18 protein-coding genes are annotated in these 9,504 nt (G+C 67.8%); all 18 read right to left on the reverse strand.

The genetic code is table 11. The annotated features are described in order from the left end of the window. Nucleotides 1–136: 136 nt before the first annotated feature. Genes ABD770_RS14975 through ABD770_RS13910 form a run of 18 tightly spaced genes read right to left on the reverse strand, consistent with a single transcriptional unit; the run spans nt 137 to nt 9,504 of the window. On the reverse strand, nt 137–688 hold the full coding sequence (locus ABD770_RS14975; RefSeq protein ID WP_425562774.1) for an HNH endonuclease signature motif containing protein: 552 nt from the start codon (nt 686–688) through the stop codon (nt 137–139). Continuing rightward, nucleotides 649–1,308, reverse strand: coding sequence for a hypothetical protein (locus ABD770_RS13830; protein ID WP_344820257.1), 660 nt, complete (start codon nt 1,306–1,308; stop codon nt 649–651). The genes ABD770_RS14975 and ABD770_RS13830 overlap by 40 nt, the downstream gene beginning before the upstream one ends. Beyond that, entirely contained in the window at nt 1,305–1,565 is a 261-nt protein-coding gene (locus ABD770_RS13835) for a WhiB family transcriptional regulator (protein ID WP_425562775.1), read from the reverse strand. The genes ABD770_RS13830 and ABD770_RS13835 overlap by 4 nt, the downstream gene beginning before the upstream one ends. Next, nucleotides 1,562–2,590 (reverse strand): hypothetical protein, encoded by a 1,029-nt coding sequence (locus ABD770_RS13840; protein WP_344820258.1) that lies wholly within the window; start codon nt 2,588–2,590, stop codon nt 1,562–1,564. The genes ABD770_RS13835 and ABD770_RS13840 overlap by 4 nt, the downstream gene beginning before the upstream one ends. Then, nucleotides 2,587–2,862, reverse strand: a complete 276-nt coding sequence (locus ABD770_RS13845; protein WP_344820260.1) for a hypothetical protein — start codon at nt 2,860–2,862, stop codon at nt 2,587–2,589. Before ABD770_RS13845 ends, ABD770_RS13840 begins: the two co-directional genes overlap by 4 nt. Beyond that, nucleotides 2,862–3,026 carry a hypothetical protein gene (locus tag ABD770_RS13850; protein ID WP_344820261.1) on the reverse strand — a complete coding sequence of 55 codons (165 nt, stop codon included), beginning with the start codon at nt 3,024–3,026 and terminating at the stop codon, nt 2,862–2,864. Before ABD770_RS13850 ends, ABD770_RS13845 begins: the two co-directional genes overlap by 1 nt. Then, nucleotides 3,023–3,580: an HNH endonuclease signature motif containing protein gene (locus tag ABD770_RS13855; protein ID WP_344820262.1), complete on the reverse strand. Its 558-nt coding sequence runs from the start codon at nt 3,578–3,580 to the stop codon at nt 3,023–3,025. Before ABD770_RS13855 ends, ABD770_RS13850 begins: the two co-directional genes overlap by 4 nt. Then, entirely contained in the window at nt 3,577–3,825 is a 249-nt protein-coding gene (locus tag ABD770_RS13860) for a hypothetical protein (RefSeq protein ID WP_344820263.1), read from the reverse strand. The genes ABD770_RS13855 and ABD770_RS13860 overlap by 4 nt, the downstream gene beginning before the upstream one ends. Continuing rightward, entirely contained in the window at nt 3,822–4,073 is a 252-nt protein-coding gene (locus ABD770_RS13865) for a hypothetical protein (protein WP_344820264.1), read from the reverse strand. The genes ABD770_RS13860 and ABD770_RS13865 overlap by 4 nt, the downstream gene beginning before the upstream one ends. Before the next feature lie 9 nt (nt 4,074–4,082). Next, entirely contained in the window at nt 4,083–5,327 is a 1,245-nt protein-coding gene (locus ABD770_RS13870; RefSeq protein WP_344820445.1) for an AAA family ATPase, read from the reverse strand. Beyond that, nucleotides 5,327–5,647 (reverse strand): hypothetical protein, encoded by a 321-nt coding sequence (locus ABD770_RS13875; RefSeq protein ID WP_344820265.1) that lies wholly within the window; start codon nt 5,645–5,647, stop codon nt 5,327–5,329. Before ABD770_RS13875 ends, ABD770_RS13870 begins: the two co-directional genes overlap by 1 nt. Beyond that, nucleotides 5,644–6,402, reverse strand: a complete 759-nt coding sequence (locus ABD770_RS13880; RefSeq protein WP_344820266.1) for a helix-turn-helix domain-containing protein — start codon at nt 6,400–6,402, stop codon at nt 5,644–5,646. Before ABD770_RS13880 ends, ABD770_RS13875 begins: the two co-directional genes overlap by 4 nt. After that, on the reverse strand, nt 6,399–6,815 hold the full coding sequence (locus tag ABD770_RS13885) for a hypothetical protein (protein ID WP_344820267.1): 417 nt from the start codon (nt 6,813–6,815) through the stop codon (nt 6,399–6,401). Before ABD770_RS13885 ends, ABD770_RS13880 begins: the two co-directional genes overlap by 4 nt. Continuing rightward, entirely contained in the window at nt 6,812–7,078 is a 267-nt protein-coding gene (locus ABD770_RS13890; RefSeq protein ID WP_344820268.1) for a hypothetical protein, read from the reverse strand. Before ABD770_RS13890 ends, ABD770_RS13885 begins: the two co-directional genes overlap by 4 nt. Beyond that, nucleotides 7,075–7,515 (reverse strand): hypothetical protein, encoded by a 441-nt coding sequence (locus ABD770_RS13895; RefSeq protein WP_344820269.1) that lies wholly within the window; start codon nt 7,513–7,515, stop codon nt 7,075–7,077. Before ABD770_RS13895 ends, ABD770_RS13890 begins: the two co-directional genes overlap by 4 nt. A gap of 14 nt (nt 7,516–7,529) precedes the next feature. Further along, entirely contained in the window at nt 7,530–7,895 is a 366-nt protein-coding gene (locus ABD770_RS13900) for a hypothetical protein (RefSeq protein ID WP_344820271.1), read from the reverse strand. Then, nucleotides 7,892–8,701 (reverse strand): hypothetical protein, encoded by an 810-nt coding sequence (locus tag ABD770_RS13905; protein WP_344820272.1) that lies wholly within the window; start codon nt 8,699–8,701, stop codon nt 7,892–7,894. The genes ABD770_RS13900 and ABD770_RS13905 overlap by 4 nt, the downstream gene beginning before the upstream one ends. Further along, on the reverse strand, nt 8,698–9,504 hold the full coding sequence (locus tag ABD770_RS13910; protein ID WP_344820273.1) for a hypothetical protein: 807 nt from the start codon (nt 9,502–9,504) through the stop codon (nt 8,698–8,700). The genes ABD770_RS13905 and ABD770_RS13910 overlap by 4 nt, the downstream gene beginning before the upstream one ends.

The raw sequence follows: 9,504 nt of genomic DNA on the forward strand, positions 1-9,504 counted from the left end.
AGCGTCCTCACTCATGAATTGACTCCTTCGCTTCCATACACCTGCCCACACACCCGGCACGCCGCCACCTGCCGCGGCCTCGGACCACCCTTCGGGTCATCCACCCACCGCACCCTCACAGCCCGCTCAGAAGCCCTCATGCACGTGCCCTTCGAACGTTCTCCGCTTGGGTCACGGCTTCGAGATGCGCGGGGTTGGCGCACTTGCGATTGCTGCACAGATGGTCGATCACAAGCCCGTCCGGGATGGGGCCCACGTGCAATTCGTACGACAGTCGGTGAACCGCCACGTGCCTGCCGTCGATCTTTACCTGGCCATAGCCCGTGCTGCTGATGGTCCCTGACCACTCCCAGCACCCTGGACCTCGGACGATCCTCGCTTCGAAGCGCTCGCGCGCTGTGCCAAACACAAATCTCCGGATGGGCGACAGCTCCGCGCCCCGGTCGCTCTGGGCGCGGTGAGATCTGCACATCCCCTGACTGTCGTGCGGACGGTCGCAGCCGGGGAATCTGCATCCCTGCGTTCCGTCACCGATTGGGCGATCCGCCTGGACGTCGTCGTGGCGGCGAAAGCGTAGGTAGTGGGCGTGGCAGAGGCCTCGTGCTTCATGCGCTCTGCCGCATCCTTCGACTGTGCACGATGGCCTGGTCATGACTCCTCCGACTCTGATCTGTAGACATATCCGCATGCACCACACGTGACGATCTGGATCGGCCTGAGGCCTCCTGCGGGGTCGTCAATCCACCTCGCGCGGACTCGTCGTTCAGCCGCACACCCCGGGTATTCAGCATCGCCAAGGCAGTCCCGGGCATGCTGCGGAAGCCCGTCCCACGACGGCAGATACCGGTACTGCTGCCGCCGCACCTCACGGAACATCTCCTGCTCGAAGTCCTCGAGCACCCTGTGCTCCCAGATCTCGGTCGCATGGTCGATCAGCACCCCCACGATCAGCAGGGCCGTGTCGTGCGCGGCCTGCGACGACCCCGGGCACTTGCCCGGGATGCGGGTGCCAGCGCCGAGCCATTCCGACACGGACTCGGCGTACTCGGCGAGCAGTGACCACAGGTACACGGCATCCGCCGCGGCCCGGTCGTCGACGTTCGCTGTCGGGGTGCTGTCGTAGTACCCGCCGCCGGTGATCTGCGGCCGGTCGAACTGTGAACCGCCCCTCGACACCCCCACGGACGGGGCCGCGAGGGCCAGCATCGCACCCAGCAGCTTCGGCACCACACCCAGGTGGTACTCCAGGCGGCGCTCCCAATGGCGGCGTGCGGCGTCCGGGTCGATCGCCATGCTGATATCGGTCATGCTGCTTTCCCCTTCAGTCGTCGGCGTTCCCTCTCCGACAGGCCACCCCAGATGCCGAAGCGCTCATCGTGTTGCAGCGCGTACTCCAAGCACTCGGCCTGCACAGCGCACCCGGCGCAGATGCTCTTCGCGTCCTTCGTGGATCCGCCCTTCTCCGGGAAGAACGCGTCCGGGTCGACGTCGGCACACGACGCCCACTGCATCCACGGCTCCGGATGGAGCAGAGTCTCTGTGAACACTGGAATCGGGTGGGTCATGCTGCCTTCCCCCAGAAGTGACGGGCGAGGTCTACCCTCCCGTGACGTTCCGCGAGCTTCGCGATCGCGTCGAGCCGCCGACCCACCGCCTGCGCTATCTGCGTCACCGGCTCCCCGGCATCCAGCAGCCACTCGACGTCCTCCAGCACCCGTTCGCCCTTCGTTGTCTCGTCCGCCTCGACCACGGCGGGTGCCGGGTCGGTGTCGATGTCGTCCCACGCGAGTGCGGGAAGCCACCCGCGGGCCTGCGCGTAGCGCTTCGAGCGTGAGTAGGCGGTCTTGTCGTGCCAGTCGGCGTGCGGCGGCTCCTGATCCCACAGCTCGACGAACAGGTCACGCACCGCAATCCACGTCGACACGAGCACTTCATCCCGCTCCATGAGCGACCCGAAGTTCGACGGCGACAGGTCCAGACGCTGTGCGAGCTTCGACATCGACCATCCGGCATGAACGAGCGCCTGCAGACGGCGGATCGCGCCGACAGATGCGACCTTCTGCCCGGGTGCGAGGTTCTCGATCACCGGCTGGATGGCAAGGATCTTCTCCGCCGTCTCCCGCTTCACCCGCTTCTGCATCTCCCCGAACCTCGGGCCCGGGTCCATCCGGCCCCAGATGATGGTCCGCACGGGCGTGGAGGACTTGAACCCGGCGAGCTGCGCGACACGCTTGTAGCCGATGCCGTACTCGCCCAGCATGAGAACGTGCTCCCGAACCGGGGTCACGTCGACGAGGCCGTTGTCGTACCGGCCGTACGCCTTGTCCTTCTTCCGCCGCTGGTCAGCCTCACCGCGGTGCTCAACGCACGGCACGCACCTGCACTGGTGTAGGTTGTAGCAGACCAGCGACCCGGCGTGTTTGTGCTCCGGCGGGCAGACCTTCGGGTCCTTCACGCGCGGTGGCAACTTCTTGTGCACGCCGAGCTCGTCGGCCTTCCATGCGGCCTGGTAGTGCTTGCGGCACAGGCGACGGGCGACGGGCTTCCGGTCGCATCCGTGATGCGTGCAGACTTGCGGCTTACCGGTCATGACATCTCCTCGCATGTGCACCAGTCGACGAGGACGACGCCGGCGGCGGTGTGGTGGTGGTGGCTGATCGCGGCGGTGCAGCCGATGACCCGGCAGGGCATCCGGCGGGTGCAGTCGGCCTCGAAGCCGTGCACGCGGCGCATCTCCTCGACGGCAGTCTTCGTGAGTTGCGGTGTGCGGACGACGTCCTGCCCGCAGGTGCGGCAGGTGGCGGTCCAGCGCTTCACACCGTCGATGACGACCGGGCGGATGGGTGGGTATGAGAGCGGCATCAGCGTGCCTCCTCGTCTGCTCGTCGTGCAGCAGCACAGTTCGGGCACGTCACGAAACGCCAGTCCTCGGTGACGTTCAACAGGTCGGTCGTCCCGCAGTACCCACGGTTCGGGTACGCGGATGGGGCGTGGACGCGGTCCTTCACCGCGATCTGCTTGCTCATGACGCCTTCTCCCACGTGCCATCGGTGCGCCGCGACATCCGCAACCGTTCCCGGCGCAGGTTCTCGGCCTGGGTCACGGCTTCAAGATGTGCGGGGTTCACGCAACGGCGAACGAAGCACAGATGATCGACCTGGTAGCCATCAGGGATGGGTCCGATGTAGACCTCGTGGGAGATGCGATGCGCGTACTCACTACCGATGCGGCCATACCCCGCTGTCGAGATCGGACCACCCCAGAGCCAGCAGCCGTCTCGTGAGGCGATCCCCTCGTCGAGACGTTCCGCCAGCGTGAGCGGCGCCGGTAGCGCCGTATCCCCGTGATTCCAGATCCGCAGGTAGTGCGCATTGCACAGCCGCTTCTTCCGGTACTTCGCAGGACTCTCACAGCCCTCGACCCCGCACGCAACTGGCTCAAGCTCGGGACGGTTCTCGGAGAAGCGCAGGTCGCGAACCACCGACCCGTTAGCGTGAGCTTCGGCCAGGTGCTTCCAGCAGAAGCCGCCGCTCCGGTACGCGAGGCGGCACCCATCGACCGCGCATGACTTGGTGCTCATGGTTCCTCCACGTCGGTCGGCTCCGGCCCCAGCAGCATGTCGAACCCGGCCGGCGGCACGTCACGGTGCAGGAGGTCGTCCGCCGCGCGGGATGCTTCCCCGATCGCGACGTCCAGTTCACGGCGGAACGCACGTGCCTCCGGGACGGTCATCGTGGTGCGGCGCTTGCGCAGCTGCACCGACACCCGGCAGTCGTCCGTGAAGTCCGCCGCGGCCAGGAACTTGATCTCCTCACGCTCGATCACTTCCCGCTCCCCTCTGGGGCGAAGAAGCCCCGCTTGATCCGATCCGCCAGACCGGCATAGATCGCCGCACCCATCGGCGATTTCATGCGCTCCGCCCGCTCCCGGCAGAACGCCTCCGCTGCGTCCCCATCGATCAGACGCGCCCTGCGCGCCGCTGACGGCCCCGAATCGTTCGGAGCGGTGCGAACCACACCCATGTCATTCGGAGCGCTCAGCGTGCGCTCCTGCCCTTCCTGTCCCATATCCATCCCCATTCCTCAGAAGCTCGGTTCCCACGGGAAGATCTGCCCGCGGACCAGACGGTCCGGCCAGTCGCGCCGGTCACGGTCCCCACGCCAACGCACCAGCGAGAAAGTCGGATGCCGGCCCTCGACCTTCTTGTCGCGGCGCAGGCCAAGACCGAACTCGGGCCAGCCGAGCAGCGCGGACGATCCACGCGGCCGCAGTTCACGCTCACCCGACGTCGAACGTGCATGACCGGCGTGGACCTCGAGGAGCATCGCCACGCCCCGTTCACGGATGCTGTCCAGTGCGGCCAGCAGCGGGGCGACGTCCTCGTCCGTGTTCAGCGACGACCCGCCCGCGACCCTGTAGAGCGGGCCCAGCAGCATTAGGGCGGGCTCGCACTCGTCGATCCACCTGTGCAGCTGGCCCAGGTCGTTCGCCCGGGTCACGTCCATCACAGGCACGCAGTGCAGGGCCAGGTGATTGCGTGGATCACGGCGGCCGCGCTGCGCTGCAGTGTCAGCCAGGCCTCGGGCTGCCCGCCGCCACTGCCGCTCCGAGTTCTCCGCGTCGACGACGAGCACGTTGACCGGGTCGATCTGGTTGAACTGGAACGGGTGAATCCCAGCGGCCGCGAGGATCGCGATCTGCCGCAGCATCGTCGACTTCCCCGATCCCTCGGCCGCCGACAGCATGAGCCGGTCCTGCCGTTCCAGGAGGTCCGGGATCACCCAGTCGTACGCGTCGGCCTCCTCCGGCACGTCGAGCACGTCTCGCAGCCATCGGACCGACTTCCCGCCGGCGGACTGCATGTCGGTGATCGTGCGGAGGTCCTGCTGTGCACGGGCGAGTGCGACTCCCGGGTCGGTGTCGGGGTGCTGCAGGCGCTGGCCCACGTCGGCGAGCAGGCGCCGGACGGATGCTTCACGGACGAGCCCGGCCCAGTACACGCCGTCGCCTGTGGTGTCGTCCTGCCAGCGGGACAGGTCGTTGAGTTCGATGCCGCGCACGTCCCACGACTGCAGGCGGTCGTACACGGCGAGGTAGTCGGTCGGCGCGCCGGTCGCGTGCAGGCCGATCAGCCCGTTGAAGATCGCGCCGAGCCGCAGGTCGTGGAAGTCGCCGCCTGTGACCGCGCGCTGCATGTCGGGGATCTGGTGCGGGTGCCGCATCGCCGCCCCGATCACACGCTGCTCGATCAACACGGCCGTGTCGACCGGCGCCGGTGTCGTCGCGTAGGGGTCCTCGGGCGGGGCCTCGTCGACGTACTCGGACATCACGATCCGATCTCCTTCCGCCCCGAGACCGCACACCGATACGCCGCGAGGGCGACGGCATCCGGTTCGATCCGGTTCCCCCACTCGTCCTCCCGCTCACCCAGGCTGGCGAGCAGCATCCGCTCCACACCCGCCCGGACATGCGCCGGCGTCAGATACGCCGTGCTCTCCCGCTGGTGCAGCTTCACCGCCTCCACAGCCATGCCGTAGTCGAGGTCCCCGACGAGCTCATGCCAAGCGATGACCGTCGAATCCCCGATCTGCCGGTTGTCGATCACCTGGATCCGGATGAGCAGCTGGTTCGTCTCCTGGATGTTCATCCGAGGGCCTCCTGCCCGACCATCGCGGCCAGACGCGCACCACGATCGATGCCATCCCGAACCCGGTCATCCGGACTCGGCCGGCCCTGCCTCGGCAGGCTCCACCGGTGCGCCTTGCGCATCCAGTTCCGCCACGTGCCGAGCCAGTCGAGCTTCGTGGCCTTCGCGCCCGACTCGGCACGCCAATAGTCCACGAACTCGCGGGTGTGCGCGTCGACGTCGAGACCGGGCACTTCGGCTGCCGCCCACGCCCTCATCTCGGCTGTGAGCATGAAGGGTTCCGGGATGCGGGAGCCGCGCTTGCGCGGCGCTACCTCACCGGGTTCTACCTCTACGGGTTCTACCTCTATAAGAAGAGTGCCTTGCAGCTCCTTGCCGGTTGCATGCCCTTCGGTTGCCGGTTGCACGTCCTCGTCTTCCGGTTGGAAGTTGCTACCGGCAGAATCTGCCGCCAGGTCGATACGGCCATTCGGATGCAGCGTGTACCCATCCGGAAGCCTGTTCCCGCGACCCCGGCTACCGGTGGTGCGGCGCATCCTCTGGATGACCCCGAAGTCCTCGAGCTCACGGAGCATGCTGCGCACCGTGCGCTCGCTCAGCCCCGACTCCGCCGCGATCGTCGCCTGCGAAGGGTGGATGCCGCCCAGCCCCGACCGCGACGCCAGCGACGCGTACACGAGGACGGCGTTCCGCGGCACCCGCTTGTCGCGGATCATCCAGTTCGGCACGGCCGCGAACCCCTCAGCCCTACTCATCGCCCCATCCCTTCTTCGCACTCCACGGCCAGGCCGCCGCTCGTGAGCAGCCACCACGTGCCGTCCAACCTCTTGACCCGGATCCCCGCCGGGCTCCGTTCGATCCCCAGGCGGAGGATCAGCAGCCCGTGATCCCGGGCGAGTTCCCTGTGCGCCTCGACCCACCCGTGGCATCCGGTCGTCCCGGACCCGCAGAGGATCAGGCAGTTCGCGATCCCCGAGATGAGCAGCTCGTACGGGCTGCCCTTCTTGGCCCCGATCCCGCCAGACCCGCGCGGGATCCGGTGATGGGCGGACCACCCGATGCCGCGGTCCTCGAACCGGAGCGGGCGCCGGCATCGGAAGCACGCCTCCCGCTCTCGTTCGAAGAACGCATGCCGGACGGTCTTCGCGGCGAACTCCCCCGCCCTCACAGCGGCACCACCTTGTACGCCTCGTCGAACGACATCGCAGGCCGGCCGCAGAACGCGCACCGCGGGATGAATATCCCCGCCCGAACGATGTCCTCCACCCTGCGGCGGACGTTGGCCAGGTGACGGGCGCAGAGGTTCCCGGCGTTCAGGTCGCACCCGCGGCACTTGACGAAGAACTCGGCGTCATGACCGCCGCGCGCGCACGGGATCTCGAAGTCGAGCGCGTCGAGGACCACCGTCTCCTCGTCCAGCAGCGTGCTCACGACACACCCCCATGCCGGTACGTCAGCTCGACCTGCTTCCCGATCGACTGCACCCGGCCGGTGTAGTCCGAGAGGAGGTTCCCCACACGGCGGGCCTTCTCGAACGCGACGACCGCCCGGTCGTACGCTTTCCGCTGCTCCATCGTCGCGAGCCGCACCCTCGACGCCTGCTCCCGGACGGGAAACCCCGCCGCGTCCAACACCGCCTGAGCGCGTGCATCCGCGAGATCGGCGGACGCCTGCCGCTTCAACGTCTCCGCGTTCTCGATGATCAGCACCATCCGCGACGCCCACCGGGACACGTCCGCAAGGGACGCAATCACCCAGTCGGGCGTGCGGATCGTGCCGTCATCGAGCGGGTGCGCGACCAAGCGCGCCTCCTCCGCGTACGCCTCGATCGACTCGACATCGACGACCTCACCGTTCGGCCAGGTCATGATCTCCTGCCCGGTCACAGCACACCCGCCGGAGTGAACGCGCCCACGCTGACGACCTCGACCCGGTCGAACGGACGGACCTCGAACGCGATCTCGCAGCCCGCCGCGGTGCGGCAGATCAGATGCCCGGAGGCGGTGGGGGCCGCGCCGCCACGAATGCGCAGCACGGTCACCACCTCCCGACCAGCACGGATCCCGTCCCCGGGGAGCACGGCGTGCACCGGGATCCGGCCCGGCACCCGCACCTCGGGCGCCGCCAACGGTGATTGCCGGTAGTCGATCCCGAGGACCTCACCGCTAGAGCCGTAGACCAGCGGAGTGCGTGCCTTGACAGCGGCCGGGATCCGGTGCTGAATCGGAAGATCTCGCTCGGTGATCATGCCTGCTCACCGCCATCCATGCCGTACTCGGCGATCTCCTCCGGCGTCAGCCGCATCGGGTTGTCCGGCAGAACCTCCCGCTCCTCCGGCGTGGGCTCCGGCTCAGGTGCGTCGACCGGCGCCGACGTGCGCGACTTCCGCGCGACCGTCCGCGTCGCCTTCGGCTTTTCCACCGGCGCCGACGTCGACTCCGGCACGACGCCGTCCTCGAGCTCCTCGATCGAGTACGCCATGCCGAGCAACGCATCCGCCGCGATCAACCGGCCGACCTCCGCCGTCGCGCGGGCGACGAGCATCGCCTCCGGCTGCGCCTTCCAGTTCGTCTTGTTCGTGAGGCCAAGACGCCGCGCACGGTCCATGTCCCACATCGACGTGACCACATTCGCGTCACCCCGACGCCTGCCCTTCACGATCGCGCGCTGCTGGGTCGACTCCTCCACCCAGATCTCGTGACCATGCGACTGCACGACGGCCCGGATCGTGATCGCCCGGAACGCCGGCGTCCCCTGGATGACGTCCATCGACCGCAGCGACGCGAGAGGGTCAAGGCCAAGGCCCTGCCCGGTGACGATCGCGGCTGCCGCTTCGGTCGGCTTCCCGTTGTACGAAGCCGGGACGAATGACGTGCCGACGAGCATCGTCGCCGCCTGGTACGCCAGCTTCAGATCACGAACGAACCGCAGCAGGCTCTCCGAGCCCCACTCCTGACCGTCGTCACCGGTCGGATGTGCAGGTGCGATCTCCGTCGCCTGCGTCGAGATCTCGACATCGGTTCCCGGCTGCTCCGGGGCCTCTTCGGCGTTCATGCCGCCACCCCCGGCAGGTACATCGCGTCGCCGCGCAGCGACCTGATCCGATCCGAGTCCCGCGTGTTCCGCGCATTCTGGATGATCGTCTTCGCGATCCTCCAGACCTGCTCGCCCCGCTCCATCGGGTACACGGTGTAGCCGTCCGAACGGATATGGATCGCGACATGATCGGTGATCCCGAGCGCCGCCATCGACTGCTCGTTGCCGTCCGCGTCGAGATAGAAGTCCGACCGGCCGTAGCACTCCAGCTGGAACGCGACCTCACCGTAGATGTCCTTCGACGTCTTCCAGTCCGCGAGGAACACACGACCCGGGAACAGCGGCGACCGGAAGATGAGATCCAAGGTCCCGCCGAGTCGCTCGTCGATGTTGCAGCACGACGCCTCGGTGACGATGTGCTCGACCTGCCACTCGTCCATGAACCGGACCGCGGACTCGACATGCCCGGCGAGCTCATCCGGGACCGCGACCTCGTCCCCCTGCACGGTGAGCTCAGCCAACCGGTGCACCTCCGTGCCACGGCGGGCAGCCGCATCGCGAACCTCGTAACGGGCCTTCTTCAGCGTTGCCAGACGCTGCGAGAACGGCATCTGAGCGAGCTCGTCCCAGTGGTCGACCGCGTAGTCGGCGGTGACGTTCCCCGCCCACTCCTCGAGGGCCTTCTTCCGGACGCCGTCGCCGAGCATCGTCGTGACGCCGTCAAGCTTCTCCCCGTCGAGGTAGTAGGCGTGACCGCGCCCGAACTGCCGGCGGCGGAACCTACCAGCGGCGATGCCCTTCATCTCTGCCTGCGCGCCCAC

It is taken from the genome of Microbacterium soli (genome assembly GCF_039539005.1).
GTDB classification, from domain to species: domain Bacteria; phylum Actinomycetota; class Actinomycetes; order Actinomycetales; family Microbacteriaceae; genus Microbacterium; species Microbacterium soli.

Coding starts and splice junctions, on each gene's coding strand:
- ABD770_RS13845 (WP_344820260.1), bottom strand. CDS start 2,862: ATGCCGCTCTCATACCCACCCATCCGCCCGGTCGTCATCGACGGTGTG.
- ABD770_RS13905 (WP_344820272.1), bottom strand. CDS start 8,701: ATGAACGCCGAAGAGGCCCCGGAGCAGCCGGGAACCGATGTCGAGATC.
- ABD770_RS13875 (WP_344820265.1), bottom strand. CDS start 5,647: ATGAACATCCAGGAGACGAACCAGCTGCTCATCCGGATCCAGGTGATC.
- ABD770_RS13840 (WP_344820258.1), bottom strand. CDS start 2,590: ATGACCGGTAAGCCGCAAGTCTGCACGCATCACGGATGCGACCGGAAG.
- ABD770_RS13880 (WP_344820266.1), bottom strand. CDS start 6,402: ATGAGTAGGGCTGAGGGGTTCGCGGCCGTGCCGAACTGGATGATCCGC.
- ABD770_RS13895 (WP_344820269.1), bottom strand. CDS start 7,515: ATGACCTGGCCGAACGGTGAGGTCGTCGATGTCGAGTCGATCGAGGCG.
- ABD770_RS13900 (WP_344820271.1), bottom strand. CDS start 7,895: ATGATCACCGAGCGAGATCTTCCGATTCAGCACCGGATCCCGGCCGCT.
- ABD770_RS13850 (WP_344820261.1), bottom strand. CDS start 3,026: ATGAGCAAGCAGATCGCGGTGAAGGACCGCGTCCACGCCCCATCCGCG.
- ABD770_RS14975 (WP_425562774.1), bottom strand. CDS start 688: ATGCGGATATGTCTACAGATCAGAGTCGGAGGAGTCATGACCAGGCCA.
- ABD770_RS13835 (WP_425562775.1), bottom strand. CDS start 1,565: ATGACCCACCCGATTCCAGTGTTCACAGAGACTCTGCTCCATCCGGAG.
- ABD770_RS13830 (WP_344820257.1), bottom strand. CDS start 1,308: ATGACCGATATCAGCATGGCGATCGACCCGGACGCCGCACGCCGCCAT.
- ABD770_RS13870 (WP_344820445.1), bottom strand. CDS start 5,327: ATGTCCGAGTACGTCGACGAGGCCCCGCCCGAGGACCCCTACGCGACG.
- ABD770_RS13865 (WP_344820264.1), bottom strand. CDS start 4,073: ATGGATATGGGACAGGAAGGGCAGGAGCGCACGCTGAGCGCTCCGAAT.
- ABD770_RS13855 (WP_344820262.1), bottom strand. CDS start 3,580: ATGAGCACCAAGTCATGCGCGGTCGATGGGTGCCGCCTCGCGTACCGG.